The 25,973-nt window shown below is 54.5% G+C and carries 22 protein-coding genes and 2 pseudogenes; 12 read left to right on the top strand and 12 right to left on the bottom strand.

Annotation, left to right across the window (positions count from 1 at the left end):
• Positions 1–4: 4 nt before the first annotated feature.
• Entirely contained in the window at positions 5–667 is a 663-nt protein-coding gene (locus W822_RS32945) for an SCO family protein (RefSeq protein ID WP_031242553.1), read from the bottom strand.
• A complete protein-coding gene (locus W822_RS32940) occupies positions 664–1,443 on the bottom strand; it encodes an SURF1 family protein (protein ID WP_024004880.1) in 780 nt (259 codons plus the stop codon). The genes W822_RS32945 and W822_RS32940 overlap by 4 nt, the downstream gene beginning before the upstream one ends.
• Positions 1,444–1,478: 35 nt before the next feature.
• Between W822_RS32940 and W822_RS32935 the strand changes: the two genes are divergently transcribed.
• Positions 1,479–1,691: a twin transmembrane helix small protein gene (locus W822_RS32935; protein WP_024004879.1), complete on the top strand. Its 213-nt coding sequence runs from the start codon at positions 1,479–1,481 to the stop codon at positions 1,689–1,691.
• Between the two features lie 171 nt (positions 1,692–1,862).
• On the opposite strand, the gene W822_RS32930 is transcribed toward W822_RS32935, so the two are convergent.
• The 5 genes and pseudogenes from W822_RS32930 to coxB form a co-directional block, all read right to left on the bottom strand.
• Positions 1,863–2,738: a cytochrome c oxidase subunit 3 gene (locus W822_RS32930; protein ID WP_024004878.1), complete on the bottom strand. Its 876-nt coding sequence runs from the start codon at positions 2,736–2,738 to the stop codon at positions 1,863–1,865.
• 31 nt (positions 2,739–2,769) lie between these two features.
• Entirely contained in the window at positions 2,770–2,994 is a 225-nt protein-coding gene (locus W822_RS32925) for a DUF2970 domain-containing protein (RefSeq protein WP_024004877.1), read from the bottom strand.
• Positions 2,995–3,024: 30 nt separating this feature from the next.
• Positions 3,025–3,135 carry a cytochrome oxidase small assembly protein gene (locus W822_RS46845; RefSeq protein ID WP_437177143.1) on the bottom strand — a complete coding sequence of 37 codons (111 nt, stop codon included), beginning with the start codon at positions 3,133–3,135 and terminating at the stop codon, positions 3,025–3,027.
• A gap of 9 nt (positions 3,136–3,144) precedes the next feature.
• Positions 3,145–4,746 (bottom strand): cytochrome c oxidase subunit I, encoded by a 1,602-nt coding sequence (ctaD, locus tag W822_RS32920; RefSeq protein ID WP_024004876.1) that lies wholly within the window; start codon positions 4,744–4,746, stop codon positions 3,145–3,147.
• An 88-nt stretch (positions 4,747–4,834) separates the two neighbouring features.
• Positions 4,835–5,647, bottom strand: a pseudogene (coxB, locus tag W822_RS32915) (cytochrome c oxidase subunit II); the annotation flags it as partial.
• A gap of 253 nt (positions 5,648–5,900) precedes the next feature.
• Here coxB and W822_RS32910 point away from each other — a divergent pair.
• From W822_RS32910 to W822_RS32890, 6 genes are all read left to right on the top strand, one after another.
• On the top strand, positions 5,901–6,719 hold the full coding sequence (locus W822_RS32910; RefSeq protein WP_051401654.1) for an NUDIX hydrolase: 819 nt from the start codon (positions 5,901–5,903) through the stop codon (positions 6,717–6,719).
• Between the two features lie 21 nt (positions 6,720–6,740).
• Positions 6,741–7,463, top strand: coding sequence for a PhaM family polyhydroxyalkanoate granule multifunctional regulatory protein (locus W822_RS0123485; RefSeq protein WP_024004873.1), 723 nt, complete (start codon positions 6,741–6,743; stop codon positions 7,461–7,463).
• Positions 7,464–7,551: 88 nt separating this feature from the next.
• Positions 7,552–8,928 carry a bifunctional UDP-N-acetylglucosamine diphosphorylase/glucosamine-1-phosphate N-acetyltransferase GlmU gene (gene glmU, locus W822_RS32905; protein ID WP_024004872.1) on the top strand — a complete coding sequence of 459 codons (1,377 nt, stop codon included), beginning with the start codon at positions 7,552–7,554 and terminating at the stop codon, positions 8,926–8,928.
• Between the two features lie 4 nt (positions 8,929–8,932).
• Positions 8,933–10,339, top strand: coding sequence for an MFS transporter (locus W822_RS32900; RefSeq protein WP_031242547.1), 1,407 nt, complete (start codon positions 8,933–8,935; stop codon positions 10,337–10,339).
• On the top strand, positions 10,329–11,132 hold the full coding sequence (locus tag W822_RS32895) for a glycosyltransferase family 2 protein (protein WP_024004870.1): 804 nt from the start codon (positions 10,329–10,331) through the stop codon (positions 11,130–11,132). The genes W822_RS32900 and W822_RS32895 overlap by 11 nt, the downstream gene beginning before the upstream one ends.
• Before the next feature lie 21 nt (positions 11,133–11,153).
• Positions 11,154–12,221, top strand: a complete 1,068-nt coding sequence (locus W822_RS32890; RefSeq protein ID WP_024004869.1) for a glycosyltransferase family 4 protein — start codon at positions 11,154–11,156, stop codon at positions 12,219–12,221.
• On the opposite strand, the gene W822_RS32885 is transcribed toward W822_RS32890, so the two are convergent.
• Entirely contained in the window at positions 12,218–12,679 is a 462-nt protein-coding gene (locus W822_RS32885; RefSeq protein WP_031242546.1) for an Lrp/AsnC family transcriptional regulator, read from the bottom strand. The two genes, W822_RS32890 and W822_RS32885, sit on opposite strands and share 4 nt — an antisense overlap.
• Positions 12,680–12,928: 249 nt before the next feature.
• Here W822_RS32885 and glmS point away from each other — a divergent pair, with 249 nt between their 5' ends.
• Both glmS and W822_RS32875 read left to right on the top strand, forming a co-directional pair.
• A complete protein-coding gene (glmS, locus tag W822_RS32880; RefSeq protein ID WP_024004867.1) occupies positions 12,929–14,761 on the top strand; it encodes a glutamine--fructose-6-phosphate transaminase (isomerizing) in 1,833 nt (610 codons plus the stop codon).
• A 351-nt stretch (positions 14,762–15,112) separates the two neighbouring features.
• Entirely contained in the window at positions 15,113–16,417 is a 1,305-nt protein-coding gene (locus W822_RS32875) for a flagellin N-terminal helical domain-containing protein (RefSeq protein WP_031242545.1), read from the top strand.
• Between the two features lie 519 nt (positions 16,418–16,936).
• Here the strand turns inward: W822_RS32875 and W822_RS32870 are convergent.
• Entirely contained in the window at positions 16,937–17,476 is a 540-nt protein-coding gene (locus W822_RS32870; RefSeq protein ID WP_024004864.1) for a BrxR family helix-turn-helix transcriptional regulator, read from the bottom strand.
• Positions 17,477–17,778: 302 nt separating this feature from the next.
• Here W822_RS32870 and W822_RS32865 point away from each other — a divergent pair, with 302 nt between their 5' ends.
• The 3 genes from W822_RS32865 to W822_RS32855 all read left to right on the top strand — a co-directional run bounded on the left by W822_RS32865 (position 17,779) and on the right by W822_RS32855 (position 21,854).
• Positions 17,779–19,515 (top strand): ATP-dependent nuclease, encoded by a 1,737-nt coding sequence (locus W822_RS32865; RefSeq protein WP_024004863.1) that lies wholly within the window; start codon positions 17,779–17,781, stop codon positions 19,513–19,515.
• Positions 19,502–20,929, top strand: a complete 1,428-nt coding sequence (locus W822_RS32860) for a UvrD-helicase domain-containing protein (protein WP_024004862.1) — start codon at positions 19,502–19,504, stop codon at positions 20,927–20,929. The genes W822_RS32865 and W822_RS32860 overlap by 14 nt, the downstream gene beginning before the upstream one ends.
• A 61-nt stretch (positions 20,930–20,990) precedes the next feature.
• Entirely contained in the window at positions 20,991–21,854 is an 864-nt protein-coding gene (locus tag W822_RS32855; protein ID WP_024004861.1) for a DUF2971 domain-containing protein, read from the top strand.
• A 597-nt stretch (positions 21,855–22,451) separates the two neighbouring features.
• Here the strand turns inward: W822_RS32855 and W822_RS46785 are convergent.
• The 3 genes and pseudogenes from W822_RS46785 to W822_RS46780 form a co-directional block, all read right to left on the bottom strand.
• On the bottom strand, positions 22,452–22,688 hold the full coding sequence (locus W822_RS46785; protein WP_216593291.1) for a GIY-YIG nuclease family protein: 237 nt from the start codon (positions 22,686–22,688) through the stop codon (positions 22,452–22,454).
• Positions 22,689–24,248: 1,560 nt separating this feature from the next.
• Positions 24,249–25,400, bottom strand: a complete 1,152-nt coding sequence (locus W822_RS32845; RefSeq protein ID WP_024004859.1) for a TnsD family Tn7-like transposition protein — start codon at positions 25,398–25,400, stop codon at positions 24,249–24,251.
• A 69-nt stretch (positions 25,401–25,469) separates the two neighbouring features.
• Positions 25,470–25,973: pseudogene (locus tag W822_RS46780) on the bottom strand (TniQ family protein); the annotation flags it as partial.

Below are 25,973 nucleotides of genomic sequence, written 5' to 3'. Positions count from 1 at the left end.
CCGGTCAGCCAATAGAGGAAGCATGCAGCAGCTTGGCCAGATCATCGCGGAATCGCACCGGATCTGACTGGTTGCCAGGATAATGCATAATCAGGTTGCCATTGGGATCCACAATCCACAAATAGGAGTCCATCTTCTTTTCAAGCGCCACCGCATCACCCACGCGCTCTGCATCATCCAGCAAAAATTCGCTCAGCGCCTTGGGATCTGCGCGCAGCATGACCGTACCTTTGTATGCCTCCATGACTTTTTCCGGGATGGGCTGATCGTCGGTCACAAACCACACCCGTTGAATACGACCGACATTCTTGCCCTGGCTGGCGTGGCCATTGCGGGTGAAATGCAGCTTGCGGGCGCAGGAATCGGGGCAGGCACCGCCATCGGAGGTCAGCAGCAGCCATTTACCGCGCAGGCTGGTCAAATCAAAAGGCTGACCGTCCAGCGTGGTCAGGCGCAGACTATCGGACGAAGGCAAAGGGCGTTGAGGCTGAACGAACGCGCCATAGTTGGTCGAACCTTCAGGCCGCAGAGAGGGAACGTAATACAGCAGCGCGGCAGCCAGAATGGGTACAATGCAACTGAGAATAATTAAATACAGCGGCATATTGGAGCGTGTCGCGCCAGGCTGCGCCGGGCTCCCGGACGGTGATGGGCGGGTCGTATTCATGATGAAGGTGATTCCTTTTTCCTTTTCAGACGCAGCCGGATCAGGCTCGTCAACAGGGCCAGCGCAGCGATGGTTGCAAAAGCGAACCACTGCATTGCGTAGCCAATATTCTTGTCCGCATCAATCGAGGGATGCGGCCAATTGCGGACCAGTCCTTCGGTAGAAGCACCCGTCTGCATGAGTACCAGTGGCAGCATATGCAAGCCACTGGCCTTGCCAAACTCGTTCAGGTCCAGATTCTGTACCTGCGGCAGCGGTCCGCTGCTTTGGGGAATCTGTGCAGGCAACTGCGCAACTGCCTCGCCGCCGAAATGCCAGAGCTCAAACAGACGGGGCACCCGCAAGGCCATTTCCCCGCTTATCTTCTGGATCCCTTCAGGCAGCGGAAAATCGGGCATGGCAGCGGGTTTGAGCACCTGGGGGAACCATCCTCGCAGCACCAGCACGGCATCGCGGGTCTGTTCATCCAACAACATGGGGGTTGCCAGCCAATAACCCGGGCGACCATCCTGATTGCGGTTGACCAGCACGGTAAAAGCACCCAGCCAGTGCCCTGCCATGGTTGCGGGACGCCATGCCACAATATCGGCTGTCGGCAGGTGTTTATCGATAGTCAGCGGCGGCAACGCCTTGCCGCTCTCGATACGCTGTGCAGTCTCACGGCGCTCATCGGCCCGTTGCAGCTGCCAGCGTCCCAGAGAAACGAAAATCACAGTCATCAATGCCAGCAGAATCAGCATCGTTACCGTTTTCCAGTTTATTAATTTCCGTTTCATTACTACAATATTCTATTCCAGTCAGGAGTTTAGCCATGCGCATTATTATCGGACTTGTCTTTGTGGTCATCATAGGCAGTCTGGCATCCGCCTTTTTCTACCTTATGCGCGACAAAGGCACGACCAGCCGCACTGTCAACGCACTCACGGTGCGTATCGGGCTGTCTATTGCGCTGTTTCTTTTTGTCCTGTTCGCCCATCACATGGGCTGGATCGAAAGCACAGGCATTCATCAGGTCACCCGCTGAACTCCCTGAGCCACGAAGCGGGATCCAGCTTTTCCGGGTACACGGTACCCGTCCGATATCCTCTCATCATACCGCCCATCACCCCAAATTGCTGTAACAGCACCCGTTATGCTGAAACAGCAAAGGGCCGGTGTTCCGACCCTTTTGCCTTACACCTACCGGAACCGTTGATCAGAACCAGTATACGAACAGATACAGACCCAGCCAGACCACGTCAACAAAGTGCCAGTACCAGGCAGCGCCTTCAAAACCGAAGTGATGATCGGCGGTGAAGTGACCGCGCAGCAGGCGGATCAAAATGACAGTCAGCATCGTTGCGCCGAGAATCACGTGAAAACCGTGGAAACCGGTAAGCATGAAAAACAGCGAACCGTAAATACCGGAATCAAAACGCAGATTCAATTCGGTATAAGCGTGAATGTATTCCTCGGCCTGGAAAAACACAAATGTGAAGCCCAGGACAACAGTGACGAACAGCCAGAAAATAGTGCTTTTACGATGATTGGCTCGTAACGCATGGTGAGACAGCGTCAGGGTCAGGCCGGACGACAGCAGCAACAGTGTATTGATCGTGGGCAACCAGAAAGGACCGATGGTCTCAAAGTGACTCACAATGCCGGCAGGGCCGAGATTGGGCCATGTGCCGGTAAAGCCGGGCCACAACAGCAATTGGTGATCCATGTCGCTCAGCCAGGGGGTGGTCACCTCGCGGGCATACCACAGCGACCCGAAGAAGGCGGCAAAGAACATGACTTCAGAAAAGATGAACCAGCCCATGCTCCAGCGGTAGGACAGATCGACGCGCTTGCTGTTCATGCCGGTCTCGGACTCGCGGATGGCATCGCCAAACCACTGGTACAGATTGATGAACAGGGCTAGCAGTCCGACCAGAAGAATATACTGGCCGTAAGGAACATGGTTAATCCAGGTCACCGCGCCGATCAGAATGATCAGCATTGTGAGACTTGTCTTTACCGGATGGGCCGAATCGGCCGGCACGTAATAATACGGTGCTTCATTTACCTGAACCGAGTGGCTCGCACTCATAATGTTCTCCCTCATGGAACGCTTTCAACAACTAGGTGAGGCTGGTTATTGCCCAGCGCGCCACCATCACCAATAAAATAATAAATACGACTGTCGCAATAATGCCGCCCAGAATCAGATGCACCGGATTGAGCCGGGAAATATCATCCTGGTAGCCTGAACCACGACGTACGCCGAACAGGCCCCACAAAACTGCTTTCATTGTCTGGAAGAAATTGAGCTTTCTTTTTGACAGATCCCGTAAATCGTCACTCATTGCACCCCCCGTCCCGAATGTCAGCAGCGATCAGGCTGCTGACAGAACATGACCGAAAATCGCCCACAGGAAGATGGCAAGAACCAATACCACCAGGACGAGTCCCACTATCCTGTTTTTACGTTTTTGCTCTGGTGTCATCACGTGAAGTTACTTGACAACAGGCGGTGTTTCAAAAGTGTGGAACGGCAGCGGTGATGGCAATGTCCACTCCAGGCCCTCTGCACCTTCCCACACCTGGGCCGTTGCCGTTTCACCAGCGCCACGATAGGTCTTGACAACAATATACAGGAACAACAGTTGCGAGATACCGAACCAGAAGGCGCCGATTGTGGCAATCTGATGGAAGTCAGTAAATTGTGGAGCGTAGTCAACATAGCGACGCGGCATACCGGCCAGACCCAGAAAGTGCATTGGGAAGAACGTCACGTTGAACGACAGCATGGTAGACCAGAAGTGGATCTTGCCCAGCTTCTCGTTGTACATGCGGCCGGTCCATTTTGGCAGCCAGTAATAGGTACCGGCAAACAGGGCAAACAGCGAACCTGCAACCAGCACGTAGTGGAAGTGCGCAACAACATAATACGTATCGTGTACGGCGATATCGATTGGCGCCATGGCCAGAATCAGACCGGTAAAGCCACCGATGGTGAACACGAAAATAAAGCCGATGGAAAACAGCATGGGGGTTTCAAATGTCAGCGAACCACGCCACATTGTTGCAACCCAGTTGAACACTTTCACGCCGGTCGGAATGGAAATGAGCATGGTTGCGTACATAAAGTACAGCTGGCCTGTTACCGGCATGCCGGTCGCGAACATGTGGTGTGCCCACACAATGAAGGACAGCACGGCAATCGCGGCAGTCGCATACACCATGGAGGCGTAGCCGAACAGGCGCTTGCGCGAGAAGGTTGGAATGATCGCCGACACGATACCGAAGGCCGGCAGAATCATAATATACACTTCAGGGTGCCCGAAGAACCAGAAAACGTGCTGATACAGAACCGGGTCGCCACCGGCAGCGGCATTGAAAAAGCCGGTACCGAAATGACGGTCAGTCAGCAGCATGGTCACGGCAGCAGCCAATACCGGCATCACAGCGATCAACAGGAAAGCAGTGATCAGCCATGTCCAGCAGAACAAAGGCATTTTCATCAGCGTCATGCCAGGCGCACGCATATTCAGAATGGTCACGATAATATTGATCGCGCCCATAATGGATGAGGCACCCAGAATATGCACGGCAAAAATGGCCATGTCCATACCAGGACCCATTTGCAGGGACAGAGGTGCATACAGCGTCCAGCCGGCTGCGGTTGCCCCGCCTGGCACAAAGAACGACGCCGTCAGCAAAATGGCGCCAACAGGCAGCAACCAGAAGCTGAAGTTATTCATCCGTGCGAAAGCCATATCGGAAGCACCGATTTGCAGCGGAATCATATAGTTGGCAAAACCGACCAGTGCCGGCATGATAGCGCCGAAAATCATGATCAGGCCGTGCATTGTCGTGAACTGGTTGAACAGATCCGGCTGGAAAAACTGTACACCTGGCTCGAACAACTCAGCGCGAATCAGCAGCGCAAGCGTACCGCCTTCGAGCAATGCAAAAAACGAGAACATCAGGTACATCGTACCGATATCTTTGTGATTGGTGGCAAACAGCCAGCGGCGCCAGCCTGTCGGCGCGGCGTGGTGATGGTCATCATGTCCGTGATGATCAGGAGCGTGACCCACTACAGTGCTACTCATTTTTGACTCCTTGCCTGCTGCTTGCCTTGCTTACAGATATCACAGGCGCAATATTGCGAATATAAAGTTCCGAATGTCATGTTCATTTTGCTGCCACTTTCTGCTGCTCGGCAATCCACTTGTCATAATCTTCGGGAGACACGACACGAACCACGATTGGCATAAATGCGTGGTTTTGGCCACACAGCTCGGCACACTGGCCGCGGTAGATACCTACCTTATCGGTACGGAACCAGGCATCACGCAGGAAGCCGGGGATGGCGTCCTGTTTTACACCCAGCTCAGGTACAAAAAATGAATGAATAACATCGTCGGCTGTAATCACGACACGAACTTTCTTGCCTGCAGGAACAACCAGCTCGTTGTCCACTTCCATCAGGTAAGTATTGGATTTCTCGGCACCGCCTTCGATTTGATCGTACGGCGTTGTCATATTCGAAACGAAATTGATACCCTTGGCCTTGCCATCCAGATATTCATAACCCCATTTCCACTGATAGCCGGTTGCCTTGACAGTAATGTCGGCGCTACTGGTATCTTTCATGGCAACCACGGTTTTGGTCGCGGGCAGTGCCATGGCAATCACGATAATGAAAGGTACAACGGTCCAGGCCACTTCAATGCCCATATGCTCGTGAAAGGTAGAAGCTTTGAAACCCTTGGATTTGCGGTGCGCCCAGATTGAGTAGAACATGACGCCGAATACCGCAACGAAAATGACGGTACAGATGATGAGCATCATCATGTGCAGACTGTACATACTTTCGGCTATTTCGGTGACACCCTTATGCAGATTGACTTGCAATACCTTAGGACCACCTGGCATATCCTGGACGTCAGCCCATGCCGTACAGGCTGGCAGGAGCGCTCCAAGACCAAGTAAACCTTGCAACTTCTTCATGTTGACCTCATTATTGTGCGCAGCTCCGCTTTTTTCATATGAAACTGATCGGATCTCGCGCCTTGATTATCGTAGCTGACGGCAAGCGCGTGAACGTACCCATCATAACCCTTTGCGGTACAGGATTATACCGAAGACGCCTTGATGTGTGTCAAGGATAGCTTATTTAACCATATAAATACTGAGGCTAGGCTGCATGCGTATGAATTTGCGAATACAATCGTTGCATGTTTGATACGACGTCGATGCAATCTTGAACCGAATCCCCTCCCTCTATGCCGCACTCCTGCAATCCATTCAGGAAGTGCCGCCGGAATATTCGCTGCCGCTGACCATCGCCGGCAAACTGGCGGGATTTATCACCCCGCAAGCACTCAAGGCAATTTCCCATCGACCTGAAGTGCGCATCACCAAAACGGCAGTACACCTGGCAGACCCGGGCACGCCACGCTTCGAACTGGAGCCGATGCTGGCAGAGATTGCAGATATTTTGCGCGAAGCGGGCCTTCTGAAGACCTGGCGCAATGAGTTGCTCACAGTATACGCAGAAGGCGAGGACCTGGCAAAAATGGAGCGCGCCGCCATGCGCCCGCTGGGCCTGCTGACGCACGCCGTCCATCTGAATGCCTGGACCCCCGACCTGCAACTTTATATTGCCAAACGCGCCCTGACCAAGGCCACCGATCCGGGCATGTGGGACACCCTGGCCGGCGGCCTGGCCAACGGCGCCGAAAATCTTGAACACGCACTTTTGCGTGAAACATATGAAGAAGCGGGGCTGGAAGAACACGCCCTGTCCTGTCGCACGCCATTGCGCACGCTGCTGCGCATGCATCGCCGCCTGCCGGAAGGCTATCAGGTCGAAGACATTCTGGTCAGCGACTGCATCCTGTCACCAGACGCCAACCCCCGCAATATGGACGGCGAAGTTTCTGAAATCCGGATTGTCAGCCAGGCGCAGGTTGTTCAAATGATTGACGACCGTGAAGTCACGCTGGAAGCTGCGCTTGTTATACTGGAAGGCATAGTGAGCCGCACATCCGAAACTTTGCTCGCGCGCTATCGCGCTTAGCCCAAACGCAGGGAGAACCTCATGTCAAACAGCAACCCGTTCGATCGCCCCGGCCTGGGCCAGGGCAGCGCCGCCAATCCCATTATGCAAAGTCTGGACATGATGAACAAGGCATGGCAACAGTTTGCCCAGGTGCAAAATGCAGGCAACACAGTGTTTTCCATGCCCACCGCCATGAATGCAGACGATCTGGACAAGCGCATACAGGAACTCAAGAGCATTGAAAGCTGGCTGACCATGAATCTGTCTATGCTTTCAAGCACCATCCAGGGACTGGAAATCCAGCGTGCCAGCATCCATACGTTCAAAACATTTGTCGACACGCTGCAGACCCAGAATCACGATCGCTCACTGGACGACATTCTGGGGCTGAAGAAACCCTCGACAGACAACGCGTCACGCCAGAGCATGTCCGATACGACAAAGGACGCAGACACTAAAGGCAAAAAAGACAGCAAAGCCGACAGTGCAGATAATCACTTTTCGACCGACTCGGTGAACCACGCGGCGCAGGCCTGGTGGGACATGCTGCAGAACCAGTTCACGCAATTGTCCCAGGTCGCCACACAGGCAACGCAGGCCATGCACAAAGAACCCGCACCCGTCAAAACGCCACCCGGCCCCGAGCCCGATGAGCCTGCCGATCCGGGCGAACCCGTCAAACCCACCACACGCAAGCGCTCTGCTGCCAGCACCAGTCGCTCCGCGAGCAAGCGCAACAGTCCAGGACGCAGCACGGCCTGACCTCGTATCGCCAGAGGGAAGCGAACGTGTTCATCCCGTTTCCTCCTGCCGCACTTCAACTTATTTCAACTTTTAAATCAATCCATCTATGTTAAATATCGTCATTCTCGCAGCAGGTCTGGGCAAACGCATGCAATCGGATCTGCCCAAGGTTCTCCACACACTGGCCGGCAAACCCATGCTTGCCCAGGTCATCGACAGTGCACGGCAATTGTCGCCGGACCGCATTATTGTGGTCGTCGGCCACGGCGCCGAGGCAGTTAAAAAAGCCTTCGCCGACCAGGCCGATATTGAATACGCCCTGCAACAACCCCAGTACGGTACAGGCCACGCGGTACAACAGGCGCTGCCGCTGCTGGTCGGGGGCGATAATCCTGAAGACACCACTATTGTTCTGTATGGCGACGTGCCGCTGGTACAGCCCGCCACACTGAAGCGACTTCTGGACGCGCGTGCCGGTGGCATGGCTGTCCTGACAGAAACGCTGCAAGACCCCACCGGGTATGGCCGTATCGTGCGCAATGCGAGCGGTCAGGTGCAAAGCATTGTCGAACACAAAGATGCCACGGCAGAAGAACATAAAATCTGCGAAGTCAACACCGGCATTCTGGCCGCCCCCACCGCCAAACTGAAAGACTGGCTGGCCAGAATCAATAACAACAACGCTCAGGGTGAATACTATCTGACCGACACGATCGGCCTGTCGGTCCAGGATAATATCCCGGTCAATGCCGCTCAGCCCGATGCCAGCTGGGAAACCCTGGGAGTCAACAGCCGCGTACAACAGGCGCAACTGGAGCGTGCCTGGCAGGCGGAGCAGGCGCAGCGCCTGCTGACGCAAGGCGTGACACTGGCCGACCCGGCCCGTTTCGATCTGCGCGGCACGCTGGAGTGTGGCCGCGACGTCTTTATTGATGTCGGCTGCGTATTCGAAGGCGACGTCAAACTGGGCGATGGCGTGCGCGTCGGCCCGCATTGCGTACTGCGCAACGTCACACTGGGCGCGGGTTCCCAGGTCGAGGCCTTCAGCCATCTGGAACAGGCCACCGCCGCCGAAAACACCAAAATCGGACCTTATGCCCGACTGCGCCCCGGCACAGAACTGGCTGCGCATGCGCACGTCGGCAATTTCGTTGAACTCAAGAAAACCCGGCTCGGCGAAGGCAGCAAAGCCAACCACCTGAGCTATCTGGGGGATGCCGAGATTGGTGAGCGCGTTAATATTGGCGCCGGTACCATTACCTGCAATTATGACGGCGTGAACAAATTCAAAACCATCATTGAAGACGACGTATTCGTCGGATCTGACACGCAACTGGTCGCGCCGGTCACCGTCAAAAAAGGCGCCACCCTGGGTGCGGGCACCACCCTGACAAAAGACGCGCCCGCAGATCAGCTGACGCTCTCGCGCAACCGTCAAACCACAATCGAAAATTGGACACGTCCGGTCAAGAAACAAGATTGATGGCATGAATCAGGCCGCCCCCCGAAGCTCCAGTAAACCCGCCGCCCCCACCCGAACCAGTGCGGGCCTTCCTGCACCGGCCCGATATTGGGCGGCGGGCGCACTCCTGTGCTCCATCTGCGTTAGCGTACTGGATGCCAATATCGCCAACATCGCCCTGCCGACCATCTCGCGCGAACTGAATGTAGCCGAAGCCGACTCTATCTGGATCGTCAATGGCTATACGATTTCCGTGATGGCCACCCTGCTGCCGCTGTCCGCAGTCGCCGAACGCGTCGGTTTCAAGTTCATGTTCCGGCTGGGGCTGGCCTTGTTTACCATTGCCACCGTTTTGTGCGCCCTCTCGGGCAATCTCCAGAGCCTGGTGGCCGCGCGCATGCTGCAGGGCCTGGGCGCCTCGTCCATGATGTGTCTTTTCGGCGGACTGGTGCGTCATATTTATCCGCCGCACAAACTGGCTGCGGGTATCAGCATCAACGCGATGATGGTGGGCGTCATGTCGGTGGTCGGACCCTCGCTGGGAGCCGCCATTCTATCGGTTGCACCCTGGCAATGGATCTTCGGCTTCACGGTCCCCATTTGCCTGTTTGCCATGTACGCCGCCGGTTATCTGCCGGAAGCGTCGTCAGGCGGCAAGGGTCGTTTTGATTACCTGAGCGCGGTTCTGAATATTTTTACATTCGCGATCCTGCTGATCGGGCTTGACGCGGTCGGGCGCAATCCCGGGCGAGGCTTAGCCATGCTGGCGGTCGCTGCCGCTTGCGGTATTTTTCTGATACGCCGCTCACTACCACAGACCAACCCACTGGTTCCGGTCGATCTGTTCCGCTACCCGGTTTTCAAATACGCTGTCATCGTTTCCGCCCTGACTTTTACCGCCCAGATGATTTCAATGCTGGCCCTGCCCTTTTATTACCAGCACAACCTGGGCATTCCGCTGCAAAAAGTCGGCTTATTATTTGGGATATGGCCAGTGGGCAGCGTGGTCATTGCCTCGCTGTCGGCACGACTGTGCGGACACTTCAAAGCTTCTCTGCTGGCGGGGATCGGCGCATTGCTGATGGCCATCGGCATTATTTCACTCATTTCGTTGCCTGCCGATATTTCCCTGTGGTATTACGTTGGCCCCATGTTCATTGCCGGCATGGGCTTCGGCTTTTTCCAGACGCCCAATAACCGGGCCATGCTCATGTCCACGCCGCTCAAGCGCAGCGGCGCCACCGGCGGAGTGCAGGCCACTACGCGGCTGTTCGGCCAGGGCATCGGTGCGGCCTGCGTCGCCATCAGCTTTCATATCGACCAGATACGCGGACCAATGTACGTCATGGGCTTTGCCAGCGCCCTGGTTATAATGGCGGTTATGATCAACCTGTTCCGTTATATCAAAGGTCTGGACACCGATGCCTGCTGAGCCCGGCCACGCCCCTCGCCGCGTCACACTGGCTGTCGCGCTGATCGTCAAGAACGAGGCGCAGTATCTAGCCGCCTGCCTGGATTCGGTTGCCGGATGGGCAGATGAAATCGTCATCCTGGACTCGGGTAGCACCGATGCGACAGAAGAGATCGCACGCCGTTACACCCAGGCCTTCTATACCAGCGCCGACTGGCCCGGCTTCGGGCCGCAGCGCCAGCGCGCGCAAACCCATGTGACTGCCGACTGGATTTTGTGGCTGGATGCCGACGAACGCGTCACCCCGCAATTGCGCGCCAGCATTGATGCCGTGCTGCAGGATCCGCCCGCGAACACCGTGTATCAGGTCGCCCGACTCAGTTGGGCATTCGGCCAATTCATTCGTCATTGCGGCTGGTATCCCGGTTACGTCGAACGCCTGCATCCCAGGGCGCTGACCCGATATAACGACGCCCTGGTCCATGAATCCCTGGTACTGCCACCGGGCGCCCAGTTGAAAACACTGCAGGGCGATCTGCTGCACTTTACCTATGCCACGGTCGATGAGCATTTGCGCAAATCAGCCGGCTACGCTATTGCCTGGGCCGAACAGCGTGAAGCCGCCGGCAAAAAAGGTTCCCTGCTCACCGCTACCCTGCACGCCGGCGCGCGTTTTATTCGCACGTACTTTCTGCGTCTGGGCATACTCGATGGCAAGGCCGGATTTTTACTCTCTGTCATGGCGGCGCAATCGGTGTTCAACAAATACGCCTGCCTGTGGTCCCGCACCCGACAGACCCGGCGCCCCGATTAACACGGCACGATCACATTCATCATGAAAATCCTGCAGGTCAATTTCGAGAAAGGCTGGCGCGGCGGCGAACGCCAGACGCTTTATTGCATGCGGGCCTTTCGCCAGGCCGGACATGACGTGACCCTGCTGGCGCGCGAAGATCAGGCGCTGGCGCAGGCCGCGGCGAACGAAAACTTTGAAGTGGCGACCCGGCATCGCCCGTTTGAACAGGCGCTCTACCTGTTGCGACACGCGCGCGATTTTGACATTGTTCATGTTCAAACGGCAGGCTCCCTCACCTGGGCGGCACTGACACGACCTTTTTTCGGTTCCGCGCAACTGATATTCACCCGGCGCACGTCCCTGCCGGTCTCCGCCGAGCGCCAGTGGCGCACCTTGCGTAAATGGCGTCAGGTCGACCTGTTTGTTGCCATCAGCCGCATGGCGGCTGCCGAACCACGCAGGCTTGGCATCCAGCCCGTATTGATTCCCAGCGCCATTGAAGCAGCGCATATCAATACCGCGCATGCGCAGCAGGTGCGTAACGAATTTGCCGTCGGCGGCAAGAAAATACTGGCCACCAGCGCCGCGCTTGTATCGGTCAAAGATCCTCTGACATTGATTCGTGCCATCGCCCGCCTGCATGTCATACGCCAGGACTTTATCTTCCTGCACTTTGGCGCCGAAGGCGACTGCTCTGATGAAGCCCGCAGGCTGATACAGGACAAGGGGCTGCAACAGGTTTACCAACTGGCGGGCTTTCGCCAGAATATCGAAGACCTCTACAGCCTCTTTGATATCTTTGTGATGGCCAGTCGCGAAGAAGCGCTGGGCAGCAGTGTACTGGACGCTTTTTTGCAACGCATCCCCGTCGTTTCCACCAATGCAGGCGGCCTGGCAGAGCTGCTTGATGACGAACGGGGTTATCTATGCGATGTTGGTGATGACCAGGCGATGGCCGACGCCCTGAACCAAGTACTGGACCACCCCGAGCAGGCACAGCTCCGCGTGCAGAAGGCGTGGGACTATGTGCAGGATCAGCACAATATAGAACGCATGAGCGAGCGCTACCTGCAGCAATTTAATGCCCTGACGAAACAACCCGGCTAATCAATCGCGACCTGCGTTTCGAACTTGCTGCGATGAACTGAAAAGAAACTGCGAACGTTCCGCACATTTTGTTGCGCGGTAAAAAAACGATGTACAAGCGCATGATAAGCAGGCATATCCCGAACCTGCACAATCAGGACAAAGTCGGGCCCGCTGGAGACGCGGTACGCCTGCAAAATGCACGGCTCGTCTGTTAGCGCCGTCTCAAAAGCCTGGTAGGCTTCGGCCGTTTGTATATCCAGCGTCACTTCAACAATCGCGGTCAGGGTACTGGCCACCAGCGTCGGATCGACAATCGCCACCGTCTTCTGGATCACCCCCTGTTCCTGCAATTGACGCACCCGCCTGAGACACGTAGGCGCCGACGCGTGCACTTTTTCGGACAGAGCCTGATTGGTCAGGCTGCTATCATTTTGCAACTGTTTGAGAATGCGTTTATCCAGATCATCCAGCATCATGCCACTTCCCTGATTCTTTCATTTTTTCTACTCGAAACCATACTGTCACGTGCTGCGCAGGAGCCACAGTTTCACACTTTATTACTGTTCTGTAATGAAATATAATTTCATATTTTATCCTATTTGAAATATTATATCGTTACTGTATATAGATGATTGAATATTTCATATTATTGATTAAATAGAAATTTAATTTCTCAACTTCAGGCGCACAATACGCTTTTCCTTTTCAAAAAACGGAGCATATCCATGTGCGGAATTGTTGGCGCAGTCGCGCAACGGGACATCACACCCATTCTGGTAGAAGGCCTGAAACGACTCGAGTACCGAGGGTACGATTCTTGTGGTGTCGCAGTACACATGGACGGCGAACTGCGCCGTACCCGCAGCACACAACGCGTGGCAGAACTTGACGACCAGATCAAACAGGATCACATCAGCGGCTTCACGGGCATCGCCCATACCCGCTGGGCAACACACGGTGTACCTGCCACACGCAATGCACACCCGCATTTTTCCGGCCCGGCCAACGGCAAACCCCGGATCGCCCTGGTTCACAACGGCATTATCGAAAATCACGACGAACTGCGGGAAGAACTCAAAGGCCATGGCTACGTTTTCGAGAGCCAGACCGACACCGAAGTCATTGCACACCTGATCGACCACCTCTACAACGGCGATCTGTTCGAGACAGTACAGCAAACCGTGCGCCGCCTGACTGGCGCCTACGCCATTGCCGTCTTCTGCCGCGACGAGCCCCACCGGGTCGTCGGCGCGCGTCACGGCTCTCCACTGATTGTCGGCCGCGGTGAAAACGAAAACTTCCTGGCCTCTGATGCACTGGCACTAGCCGGCACCACCGATAAAATCATCTATCTTGAAGATGGCGACGTGGTCGACCTGCAGCTGCAAAAAGTATGGATCGTCGATGCCCAGGGCAAGGCCGTGGAGCGCAAGGTCAATATCGTACACGCGCATACCGGCGCAGCAGAACTGGGCCCCTATCGCCACTATATGCAAAAAGAAATCTTCGAACAGCCCCGCGCTGTCGGCGATACCATTGACGGCATTGAATCCATCGAACCCGAATTGTTCGGCGATGGCGCTGTGGGCATTTTCAAAGAGATTGACAGTATCCTGATCCTGGCTTGCGGCACCAGCTACTACGCCGGCCTGACCGCCAAATACTGGCTCGAATCCATCGCAAAAATCGCGGTCAACGTCGAAATTGCCAGCGAATACCGCTATCGCGACAGCGTACCCAATCCCAAATCGCTGGTCATCACCATTTCCCAATCCGGTGAGACCGCCGACACGCTGGCGGCCCTGAAACACGCGCGCTCACTGGGCATGGAAAATACCCTGACCATCTGCAACGTGCAAACCAGTGCGATGGTACGGGAATGCAAACTCAATTTCATTACCCACGCGGGTGTGGAAATCGGCGTGGCCTCCACCAAAGCCTTTACCACCCAGTTGGTGGGCCTGTTCCTGCTGACCCTGACGGTCGCCAAAGCCAAAGGCCGACTGACTGAGGCACAGGAGAGCGAGTACATCAAACAATTGCGCCACCTGCCCACCGCCATTGGCGCGGTGCTTGCACTGGAGCCGCAAATCATGGCCTGGGCAGACCGCTTTACCAGCAAGGAAAATGCCCTGTTCCTGGGTCGCGGCATGCACTACCCGATTGCCATGGAAGGCGCACTCAAGCTCAAGGAAATCAGCTACATCCACGCCGAAGCCTACCCGGCCGGGGAACTCAAGCACGGTCCGCTGGCACTGGTCACGGAACAGATGCCCGTGGTCACCATTGCACCGAACGATGAATTGCTGGAAAAACTCAAATCCAATATGCAGGAAGTGAGCGCACGCGGCGGCGAGTTGTATGTGTTTGCCGATAGTGATTCAAAAATCAAGGCCAGCGAAGGCATGCATCTGATTCATATGCCGGAGCATTACGGCAAATTGTCGCCGATTTTGCATACCATTCCGCTGCAATTGCTGTCGTATCATACGGCGGTAGCACGGGGGACGGATGTGGATAAGCCTCGGAATTTGGCCAAGAGTGTGACGGTGGAATAAGGGGTTGACGGCTCGTTTTATTTGAAAAGAAGAAATAAAGTCTGTCGGAAGGGAATAAAGTCCGTCGATTGATAAAATCTTTCTATTTCTCCTAATTTACTTCTAATTTCGTCGAAAATTTGCTTTAATTTCGTTTAATGATTTTGCAAAAACTGTGATATTTAAGAAAAATCAAGTTTTCGCCCCAGGCTTTAGGATCTAACAAAGCGGTTTGCGCGTGCTGGAGGCGGAGGTGGAGCTGGAGGCGGTTCGGACGTGGATCGCCTAAAAAAATCCAGATTCATGTCGTAAACAAGACTGGACTCATTACTTTCGGTCCAGAAACCAGCACTTTTACCTCTCGACGATGCCATGCGGATTTTCACCAATATTCCTTCGTTAAACACCCAGCAGGGATTGGGGAAGTCGCAATCGGCCTTGGCGAAGTCCGTTGAACGGCTCTCTTCTGGGTTGCGGATCAACTCAGCTGCGGACGATGCCGCCGGACAGGCGATAGCCAATCGCATGGAGAGCAGGCTGCGTGGTGATAACCAGGCCCAACGAAACGTGGCCGACGCCATGAGCCTGGTTGCCACGACAGAAAGCGCAGTGAGTGATATCAACAGCATCCTGCAGCGCATGCGCGAGTTGGCTGTGCAGAAACGAAACGGTACGCTCAGCACCAGTGACCGAACTTCTATTCAGACGGAGATCGACCAACTGCACGATGAAATCAACCGCATCGGGCAAAATACAAATTTTGGTGCAACCAAGCTCATGGATGTGGGCAAACAAATAAGCGTGCAGGTCTCCAGTGCTGCGGATGGCTCGTTGCCTATTTCGCTTTGGCCAATGAACACCGACCTACTTGGCCTTGATTCCTTTACGCCGCCGCTTAGCGATCCATTGGATGAGATAACCATTGATAGTGGAGCCTACGCCGGCACCTGGAAAGTGGCATTTAAAGGGGTCACGGTCAGTGGCGTGGGCGATCTCTCGCCTGAAGAATCCGAGGCATACTACGGCTTGGCCCCAGGCTCAATCACCTTCCATCAAGTGCTTAACCTCGATGATGGTACGCCGCGCCCGAACGCGTACGCAGTGAAGGTAGGCTCGACGTACTATTATCGAGGCGCCGGAGCTGCGAACATGGATTTTGATCCCGATACGGGAACTGCATCGTTTCGCATCAACAACGCGTATCGTCAGGCCAACGTTCGCGATCCGGATACAGGTTTTATGCTGGATGCTCAAGTAATTGACAATGCCCAGCTTGGCTGGGACAAAGATGGCAATTTTGTCAACTATCTGGAATGGAATGGGAACTACGTCCTATCTACTGGCGCCAGGGATGAATATTTCTACCTGAGCGGCCCTCAAAAGAATACGATCGAACTCATGGAGCCGGACATTCTGGAACAGGTCGACCTGGCATTAAAGCAAGTCGACCAATATCGCACCTATCTGGGCGCCACACAAAACCGGCTTGAGTCCATAGCCGAGGGCTTGGCACAGGACACGGCAATCTTGGCGGCCGCTCAATCGCGCATCCAGGATACAGATTACGCGGCTGAAATCTCGAATATGACTCGCACGCAAATTTTACAGCAAGCTGGAAACGCAGTGCTAGCGCAGGCGAATCAGATTCCAATTGGCGTCTTATCGTTGCTGCAATAAATAAGGGCATAATGCAATTTGGATCAGAATATCCTTGCAGAATAGGCGCTCGCGCTGGAGGCGGCTTAAAAGTACACCATTAAGTATCTTTCTTGCCCTTAACAAGGGTCAGATTCGGTTTGGCGGGACCTGGGGCAGGAGAAATGGCTGGATCGAGATTACGCTCATGTGACGTAACCCATAAAGTGGCCATCTGGTCGCTTTATGGGTTTTTTCACGTTCGGCCATATTATGAGTTATTGCAATTTTGTGCCATATTAGAAAGTTCGGCGCTTCCTCATTGGGGCCTATTTCCCCTCGGCGGGATACGCGAAAGCTTTGGGTAGAAACGCAAACAGGCCGGCCGAATTCATCACTCGGCCGGCCTGTTATCAAAAAGCTGGGTAGGCTAGATTTTCTAGGTCAAGCCCATTTCCTGTTTGATATCTCGAAGCATTTCAAAGATGCTTTCGATTGACGACAATACGTTGTCAGGCACAATTTTCTGAATTTCTCTCATAGAAATCCCTTTGTCTTGCCTCACAATTTCATGGCACCGCCACTGCGGCGGTCGTAACCCCGAACATGCCAACGCTGGCCGTTGTCAGCAAAAGCGAACGGGACGATCTCCCGGGTAGTCAAGCCGCTTGATAGTGCTCGGTATGAAATCTCGACCGCCATCTTTCTGTGAACGGCCCGAGTCAATACGGACAGTATTTCAAGATCCAGATTAGTCGGCAGCATGGAGCCATCGCTTGCCAGCACGGAGCGCAGCCGCGACGGCTCGCCATCGCCGAAGCCTTGCGACAGCCAAGTCAGTACCCGCTCGGCGGGGAAGTCAAAAACGGGGCGAAACCACTCGCCGCGAATATAAACCTTGCCCTTGGTGTCGTAATCCAGATTCTGAGGGCCGAGCTCTTTGTAATGGCTCAAGTCGCGCCTCGCGGCTGCGGCCTGAATGCCAAACCGCTCCACCAGGTCCTGTCGACCGATTTCCCCAATAAACCGCAGGCGCAACTCGATGAATGCGAGTCGGTCACGCTGCGATTGAGTCATTTCTGAAAGTTGGACGCTTGCCACGGCCTATGCTTTGGCGGTTTGATAGATTTATTTACCACAGTATATGCGACTCAAAATCGCACATCAAGAAAATAAAAACACAACGAAGTCCATCGCTTTTTGATGATAAAAAGCAGTACAAGACGCAGGTGATGAGAAATAGCAGACAAAATTGTGATATTTTTTTACAATATAACAAGTTTAATAGCCCGCCTGAGCGTTGCCTGACCAAACGCGGAAATTCGCTTGTTCTGCACGTGTATGCCCGCATGTCTCTTGGCTGCATTCCATAGGGATATTTGCCGGACTAACCAAGAGAAAACATGACGCGCATCCGTCACCTTGAAATTCGTAATTTTCGCTCCATACAGACTTTCGATTGGACACCGTCCAATGGAATCAACTGTCTCATTGGTCCAGGTGACAGCGGCAAGTCGACCATTCTTGACGCTATCGACCTATGCCTTGGAGCGCGAAGGAGCACCTCTTTCGGCGACACGGATTTCTTTGGCCTGGACGTTAGTCGAACCATAGTGATCCAGGTGACGGTCGGCGCATTACCCGACGCGCTGAAGAATCTCGACGCCTACGGGGAGTTTCTCCGCGGATTCGACCTCCGCACTAGGCAGCTTGAAGACGAACCGCGCACAGGCATAGAAACGGTTTTGACGCTGAAGCTCGAAGTTAAGGGCGACCTAGATCCGAGTTGGACACTCCACTCCGACCGCGCCGCTCATGAGCAACTCGAACGGACTCTGGCTTGGAAAGATCGCAGTCTTCTAGCACCGGCCCGAATCGGCACCTACGCAAACGCGAACCTTTCCTGGACTAGGGGCTCGGTGTTGAACCGACTGACGGACGAGCGCGCGGACCTTGGTTCCGAACTCGCCGGCGCAGCACGTGCTGCCCGAACAACTTTTGGGGCGCAGGCAGGCACTCAACTATCCCAGACTCTTCAAGTGGTCACTCAGACAGCTACTGACTTGGGTGTAGCCATCGGCGCAAGTGCTCAAGCGCTACTTGATGCTCACTCAGTGTCGATTGGCGACGGTGCTATCGCGCTTCACAGCGAAGCAGGTATTCCTTTACGATCGTTGGGTACTGGCTCGGGGCGACTCCTTGTTGCGGGGCTGCAAAGAGCTGCAGCAGCGGCCGCCACTGTCGCCCTGGTGGACGAAGTCGAATACGGACTTGAGCCGCACCGGCTCATGCGACTACTTGACTCGCTCGGAGCGAAAGACTCCGCGCAACCGTTGCAAGTCTTTATGACAACCCATTCACCGGTGACGCTCAGAGAGCTCGCTGGCAACCAGATTTTCGTTGTGCGCCAGGAACCGGGCGGGATCCACACGGCCATATGCGCTGGTACGGACGACGGCATCCAAGGCACCTTGCGCAAGGCAGCGGAAGCCTTTCTATCTAAATCCGTTATTGTTTGCGAGGGCGCTAGCGAGGTCGGCTTCGCTCGCGGTATGGACCAGTGGTGGGTCCACTGTGGAGCGACTTCGTTCCTGGCCCATGGAGGATCGTATGTAGACGCAGGCGGAGGAAGCCCTGACCAATGCTTCATGCGAGGGGAAGCGTTTCTCAAACTGGGCTATCGCGTCCTCGTCTTCATCGATGCGGACAAGTCTGTTTCAACCGTCGGATTGGTCGAGAGATTCGTCGCCGCCGGTGGCCAATACCTCACATGGCGCTCCGGCTTGGCACTCGAGGACGAGCTATTCCGCCATTCATGCGATGACGCGGTGGAAGCGCTGCTAAATAAGGCGGAAGAAGTGGTTGGCCGAGAGCTTATGGCCCAGCATATCAAGTCGAAATCGAACGGGCAAGTCACCTTGGACCAAATAGAGACCGAAGGGCTGATTAGCGGCTACACACCTGCGAGCAGGGAATTGCTCGGACTTGCCGCCCGTAACAACAAGAACGGCTGGTTCAAATCAGTGAGCAGTTTTCAGGAGATCGCTAAAGATATCGTCGGTCCTCATATAGCGAACGCAGAACCGGGCTTCATCGAAATTACGAACCAACTCTGGAGGTGGATGAGTGCCGCAGCTTGAAATCGACATCTTTCAGGCTCGCCTAGGTTCAGTTACCGCTCCAGCCGGATGCGGCAAGACGCAGCTCATCGCGGATGCGCTGCGTCAGCACATCGACGACAAGCCGGTCTTGGTGCTAACGCATACCAACGCTGGAGTCGCCGCCCTACGCACCAGACTCCAGCATGGTGGCGTTCCCAGTTCAGCATACAGGGTGTCGACCATCGACGGCTTTGCAATGCGACTGGTGAGCAAGTTCCCGCTGCGTTCGAACATCGACGCACGCGTTCTCGAATTGGCCAATCCGAACGCTGACTACCCCGCTATTCGAGGTGCGGTGCAAGGTCTTTTACAAGCCGGACACATCAATGACCCCATAACATCGACATATTCTCGCTTGCTGGTTGACGAGTATCAGGACTGTAACAGTACGCAGCACGCCATCGTCTGTTCCATCGCGCAGACACTGCCCACGTGCGTCCTTGGTGACCCGATGCAGGCGATATTCGGTTTCCGCGACCCATTGGTTCACTGGGAGCATGAGGCTGAGGCTGCGTTCCCGCCCATTGGCGTACTACAGATCCCTTGGCGATGGCGACTCGCGGGCATGGACGCGCTGGGTGCCTGGTTGCTTCGAGTCCGAGAATCATTGCAGGCTGGCCAACCCGTGGATCTACGGGGGGCGCCAGCGGGAGTCCAGTGGGTTCAACTAACTCAAGGCATGGAGCTACAGCAACGACTGATGGCTGCCCGAATAGAAGCTCCAAACCAAGACGGCCGCGTTCTTGTCATTGGTGATTCTATAAATGTCAATGGTCGCCATCAACTCACTATGCAGACGCCGGGTGCCACTTCGGTAGAGGCTGTCGACCTGAAAGACCTCGTGACGTTCGCCCGCCAGCTCGATTTATCAAATCCCAACGCGCTACGACAAATAGCCGAATTCGCGACTTCATTGATGACAGGCGTTGGAGTCGCGCACTTGCTCACGAGGGTCGAAACAATACGAGGTGGCCGAGCCCGCACTCCTGCGTCGCCAGCAGAAGCTGCAGCTGTGGCGTTCATGGCGGCTCCCAGCCACACGATCTCAATCGATCTGCTTCAGTCTCTCGCGGACCAACCCGGAGCACGTGTCTATCGACCCGAAGTGCTGCGCTGTTGTATCTCAGCGCTGAGAGCGGCTGGAGGCAAGGATGGGTTCATTGGTGCGGCGATTCAGGCCCGCGAGCGAAATCGCCATCTAGCTCGGCCACTGGGCCGGCGCGCCGTTGGAAGTACGCTTCTTCTGAAAGGGTTGGAGGCCGATGTCGCGGTTATTCTTGAACCCGAGCGCATGACTGCCCAACATCTCTACGTGGCTCTCACGCGAGGCGCAAGACGAGTGGTGATCTGCTCGTCGACGCCGTTGCTAACGCCCATCAGGGGTCGTCGCTAGCTAATGCTCATCTAGAGTTCTACGAAAATTCGGCGCTGAATCAGAAGCGGAGATCCAAACCATGCAGAGTATTCCTCCCATCCAGGCCTATCCCAATGAGTTAGCCCGGGAAACCAAAGTTGGTCGATATATGGGTCTCGCTCAGTTTCTACAACTTATAGAAACAGGCACAGCGTACTTTCCGAGCGTTTTTTCATTGCGCGGTGCGGAGGGCAACAAAGGAGATCGTATGGAAGGAAAGCTAAACCCGAATGATCGGTGGTTGTTAGATGGAACTGCTGAGATTCTGGATTTGGCTATGAACGCCAATTGGCCATCAGTCAGTGGCGAGACGGAGCGGATTAAGAAAGCCGTTGATGAGGTTACGATAAAGCCCGTAAACACTCCATTCGGCCCGGTATACGCAGCAGATGATCTAGATCACGGCCAAATTTATGACAGAGTCAACCAATGGATTGACGTATGGTGTTGGCATCAATTCGACCATGAACACATTGGAATGTGGAGGCAGTATGGGCAGGGCGACGGGGCGGTTTGCATAGTCACAACCATTGATCTGTTGCAGGGAAGTCTCTCGCCTACGGAAGGCATCGACATAAAGGTATTGCCAGTCATCTATAGAGAGTGGTTGGGTTTGCCCACGGTTTCTGATGATCCGTACTGGATCGCCATTCAAAAATCCAGGGTCTACCGGGATGAACGGGAAGTCAGAGTGGTTGCAATTGATAAAAATTGCGATCCGACGGAAAACAGGGACGAAATGGGTCGATTGATACCTCTTGACGTAAAACGCCTATGTAATCGCGTTGTCGTCCATCCCGACTCCCCTGATTGGGTTTTCGACACCATCGATCGTGTGACTCAACGCTACCTCGGGCGGCACGCGGCACGAAGCGAAATTTACATGGAACGTAGACCGCTGTAGAAAGCCTCGCTCTTTGTCGTCGGGTGACATCGTCAGGACAATTTTTCGAACTTGGCCATCAGCCATTTCGGAATTTTTCTCTAAAGAAATCCCATTGCTTGATCATCTTGCCGTGCGGTTCGGCTCGCCCACGCTTTCACTTCGGCATCCCCTATACAGAGAAGAACACGGCATCACGCGAAGCGCGAGAGTCACTTGGCCCATGGCCGTACACCGTAGATCAGAACGAAAGAGACAATAAGCCTATGTTTTTAAATAGAAAAATTTCATGATGTGCGATTGGTCACTTTATGCGTTATTTCTGCACGATTGGCCACTTTATGCTTTATTTTAGGCCAAGTTATGCTTTACGGCACAGCTCACTCTCAACCTCTCTAATATAGTCCTCTGATTTGCGAAGGATAGCGTCATTCAATTCGATAATTGCATTGAGCAACTGTTCTCGAATGGCTGAGCGAGGTTTTTCGCCTCGTTTCGGTGCCCTTCTTGACCAGGAACTCTAGGGTCGCATTGTTTTTTGTGGCGATTCCATTCGGCGTGCACGGACACATCAGGTATCTTTCGATCCGAGCGCTTACAGGCCAGGCATATTCACTATTAACTCGAAATGACCTTTTTCACCAATCTGTTGGTCGTGTTATCCATTCTGTAGTGGACAATGCTGCCGTCGATGATTCGCCTCACGACATCACGCGCCGTGTCAAGGGGCACTGAAAACCACTCTCTGGGGCTATAAGTTTTCCCGTTCTTGCTCATAAGCGTCAAAGTCAGCCGTTGGTCATGTAAAAAGCCATGGATCAGGGTCTCGAATTTATTGGGGTTAAGGTTTCCCACATGTGATATCTGCGCAGAGCTGGGACGCTTCGGTTTCGTCGTCGATCAAGTAGAGCATTCTCTCCGCAAGCTAACCAATAAGAAACTTATTGAGACGACAGAGCGGGTCACCTTTGATGAAGGGCTTCAAGGACTAGTTGGAGATATGCCCATAGCGTTTCGCGCTACCACCATCGGCTCTTATCACTGTAATCGATGGGCTCCCACCTTTGCATACATGGACGCAATGCTGGTAGACACTCCCATTTTAGAGCCAAGCGTGAGACAAGAAATCGCTTGCAACATTGATTCGTTCGATATTTCAAAACGATTACGCCGAACCCTTTTGTTCGATGATTACCTGATGCGATGTTGGTCAGCGTTCGACGAGCACCCCGTTTATTTCGACTGGCCGACAGTGCGCATAAGCGGGGACAAGACTTTTCTATCAGTCCAGCGAGTGGTGGAGAAGCAAGAGAACAGATGAGTCTTGTAGCGTTGACAGTCTGCTTCGGGTCGTTTTCTGTCTGACAAGGCTGACTGTGTTTTTCGGATTAAGTCTGGGTCAGTACAGATCAACTGCAGGCAGATTCCTAAACTTTTCTCAAAACTTGCCGTTAATCAAGTATGAGAACTGTGCCTGCCCTACCTGACGAATTTGTACTTGGCCACCTGACGCGCCATCTCGCGGCCAATGCACTGCCCGTCCCTTCCGCTCTGCTTAAGAGCTTTAGGACTGGGGTTGATGGAGGATCTCATCATCACGCTCGAGGGGAGAGTCGCTACTACGAGCAGTTAGTGCGTGGCCTTGAAATGACTGAGCAAACGTACAAGCAGCGTCATACTCTGGTATTTCTTGCCAAACACACACAGCCTGGAGTTTATTCAGCCGACGAAGGCTTCCTGGCAGAGCCCTTTGTGTATCACCATATCCCTATGAATTTCATGGTAGACGATACAAAGCGTCCGACACTATGGAAGTTTTGCGCGACATGCCGCGTACTGGATCGGGCACGCTACGGCATTGCCTACTGGCACATAGTACATCAAGTGCCGGGCATTGATCTGTGTCCACTGCATGATGAGCCACTGCATGGCTGCACAGTCGAATCAATATTCCAGGATCCCACGCTTTCCAAGCCCGATGCATTGCAATGCATAATCCCAACGCCTGAGCTTATCGCCGCCAACAGAACCCCAGCGTTATCGCTGTATCGCGCAGTTGTTACTGAGCTCTTGGCGCGCCCCTTACCTGATGGCCAGTTAAGGCTAAAGCTGTTGGCATTGCGTCGGCATGGTTGGATGCAGTCGCCGTTGGATAGTCAAACCCTCCGTTTGCCGTCTTTGGGTGCCGTAATCAATCGACATGAAATCCCTGAGGTATGGATTGCGCACCATTTTCCGCCAATACGTAAGCAATGGGCACCAGACGGTGTGTTCGTAGATAAGGCATGGCGCGCCAAGTTTCTACAAACCTGTCACCACCGGACGAGTAAGGCACGCTCTGATCTCTGGACAAATGGGCTGGATTTGCTGCGAGCGTGCCTGACGATTCGAGATCTGGCCACGATTCAAGAGGTGCTATGGCCTGGTGTTGCGAGTGCGGCGCCTGACCAAGCAGCGCTCGAGCAACTGCCTTGTTAGCGGCAGTTTGTCAAGCTTCGAGGCGTACTGAAGAAGTGCCGGCACTTCTTGGCACAGCGCCTGATGCGTTAGTTGATTGCTACCATAGACGGTGCATAGCGTCAGGAGCGACCCCTGAACTTGCTGAACCAATAACGCGTCCCTATGCCGCCAGTCAACGCGTGAGCTGTGGTTGCTTGGCAGCTGGGCGGCGCTGTTCTCGCACAGCCATTGCCGGTCGTTACGATAAAGCCAGGCGTATATGGCCGGATCCAGTACGCGCAGTTGCTTGTTTCCATAGGTGGGGTGGCTTTTCATATTCCGCAGCCACTGTGTCCTGGCTTGCACGCGGGTGCGCTGCCACAGTGCTTCACGCCATTGCTCATGCAAATCCACTTCGGTTAGCAGAATACGTGTGATGGTTTGCACGGAAACCCTGTGCTGCCGCGCGACCCATTCTTTGGAGCGCCCCTGTCTTAGGCTTTTGATGATCGCGCTACGTAGTGCAGTGCGACGAACGCATACAGCAATGCCATCCTTGGCGGCCCAGCTTTGTACGGTGTGAACATCGACGCAGCAGGCACGCGCCACTTCAGAGGCGCTACGACCTTGAGTCACCAAATCTATGACCAATGCGTTAGCGCCTGTGGCATGTGACTGGCGTCGTGGCTTGGCCGCTGATTGGCGAGCGCTTGATTGGGTACGATCAGCGTCATAGGCAGACCAGAACGAGGGCCAGTCTCCAAATAACCAGTGGATAAATAAGAGGTGTCGAAGTGGGTGCCTGCTTACATGACCTGGATAAAGCACGCTTGACAGGTGATGGCCGCAATCCGTAGCAGTCGAGGGCAGTGATCCAAACTTGCCATGGGTGTTGAATCTGTCCAGAAAGTCCAGATATTGCTTGGCGATCTCGCAAATACGAAATGAGTGATTCCCTTTCATCAGGCCCAGTTCGTACAGCGCCTGGATATAAATCCGGTGCAGCCGGTCGTAATCGATATGGACGGCTTGTAGCTTATGGGCTGCTTCCAGTACGAGATGCCCAAAGTCTACCCAGTTCGCAACAGCGCCAGTCAGGTCGTTCTCAATCGGAATGCTCTCATCCATAGAAGGCAAGCACCACAAAAACCGACCTACTCCTAGCCGCTTAAACCGACATTCGAGTAGCAAGCGGCGGTGAATGGGGCAAACCCAAACCGCTGGTAGCTGGTGATCCAGATGCCAATAAGCCGTCCCAAAGGTTGCTTGATCGGCTCGTACGCACTGAGGACAGAGTTTTAGGGGGTGTTGCGCACCAAACCGACTGCTGGGTAGGCCTAGCACACTCTTGACAGATCCGGCGCGCTGGCCCGATACCTGCTTCATTACCTGCACTCGATCTTCAGGCGGGCGCCATGACAAATAGAATGGCAATAGCGTGTGTTCCAGACAGATCTGCCATGCTGTGGCACCGTACTGGCCATCCGTAACCTGTATGAAATGCTCCAGTCTGGCTGGAACATCGTGACTTGCGCCTTGCCGGCTATCGCCGAAGAGCCGAAGCGTTGTGATGCGCGAGAGCCGTGCCCCGGATAGGACATGTTCTCGGCTGCATAGGCTAAAGAGCGTCTCGCCCGGCAACCAACCTGATGTATGCAGGCATTCCCTGCTGGCGGCTGGCTGGAGGGGCGCGGCGTCCAT

This window comes from Advenella kashmirensis W13003 (assembly GCF_000506985.1).
Classification (GTDB): domain Bacteria; phylum Pseudomonadota; class Gammaproteobacteria; order Burkholderiales; family Burkholderiaceae_B; genus Advenella; species Advenella kashmirensis_A.
The sequence above is the reverse complement of the archived record's forward strand: the minus strand, read 5'-3'. Positions and strand labels throughout refer to the sequence as shown.

What these genes read in the sequence shown, in the direction of transcription:
- W822_RS32945 (WP_031242553.1), bottom strand. Translation starts at nt 667, where the DNA reads ATGAATACGACCCGCCCATCACCGTCCGGGAGCCCGGCGCAGCCTGGC.
- W822_RS32935 (WP_024004879.1), top strand. Translation starts at nt 1,479, where the DNA reads ATGCGCATTATTATCGGACTTGTCTTTGTGGTCATCATAGGCAGTCTG.
- glmU (WP_024004872.1), top strand. Translation starts at nt 7,552, where the DNA reads ATGTTAAATATCGTCATTCTCGCAGCAGGTCTGGGCAAACGCATGCAA.
- glmS (WP_024004867.1), top strand. Translation starts at nt 12,929, where the DNA reads ATGTGCGGAATTGTTGGCGCAGTCGCGCAACGGGACATCACACCCATT.
- W822_RS32940 (WP_024004880.1), bottom strand. Translation starts at nt 1,443, where the DNA reads ATGAAACGGAAATTAATAAACTGGAAAACGGTAACGATGCTGATTCTG.
- W822_RS46845 (WP_437177143.1), bottom strand. Translation starts at nt 3,135, where the DNA reads ATGACACCAGAGCAAAAACGTAAAAACAGGATAGTGGGACTCGTCCTG.
- W822_RS32930 (WP_024004878.1), bottom strand. Translation starts at nt 2,738, where the DNA reads ATGAGTGCGAGCCACTCGGTTCAGGTAAATGAAGCACCGTATTATTAC.
- W822_RS32890 (WP_024004869.1), top strand. Translation starts at nt 11,154, where the DNA reads ATGAAAATCCTGCAGGTCAATTTCGAGAAAGGCTGGCGCGGCGGCGAA.
- W822_RS32925 (WP_024004877.1), bottom strand. Translation starts at nt 2,994, where the DNA reads ATGAGTGACGATTTACGGGATCTGTCAAAAAGAAAGCTCAATTTCTTC.
- W822_RS32875 (WP_031242545.1), top strand. Translation starts at nt 15,113, where the DNA reads ATGCGGATTTTCACCAATATTCCTTCGTTAAACACCCAGCAGGGATTG.
- W822_RS32845 (WP_024004859.1), bottom strand. Translation starts at nt 25,400, where the DNA reads ATGGATGAGAGCATTCCGATTGAGAACGACCTGACTGGCGCTGTTGCG.
- ctaD (WP_024004876.1), bottom strand. Translation starts at nt 4,746, where the DNA reads ATGAGTAGCACTGTAGTGGGTCACGCTCCTGATCATCACGGACATGAT.
- W822_RS32855 (WP_024004861.1), top strand. Translation starts at nt 20,991, where the DNA reads ATGCAGAGTATTCCTCCCATCCAGGCCTATCCCAATGAGTTAGCCCGG.
- W822_RS32885 (WP_031242546.1), bottom strand. Translation starts at nt 12,679, where the DNA reads ATGATGCTGGATGATCTGGATAAACGCATTCTCAAACAGTTGCAAAAT.
- W822_RS32865 (WP_024004863.1), top strand. Translation starts at nt 17,779, where the DNA reads ATGACGCGCATCCGTCACCTTGAAATTCGTAATTTTCGCTCCATACAG.
- W822_RS0123485 (WP_024004873.1), top strand. Translation starts at nt 6,741, where the DNA reads ATGTCAAACAGCAACCCGTTCGATCGCCCCGGCCTGGGCCAGGGCAGC.
- W822_RS32895 (WP_024004870.1), top strand. Translation starts at nt 10,329, where the DNA reads ATGCCTGCTGAGCCCGGCCACGCCCCTCGCCGCGTCACACTGGCTGTC.
- W822_RS32900 (WP_031242547.1), top strand. Translation starts at nt 8,933, where the DNA reads ATGAATCAGGCCGCCCCCCGAAGCTCCAGTAAACCCGCCGCCCCCACC.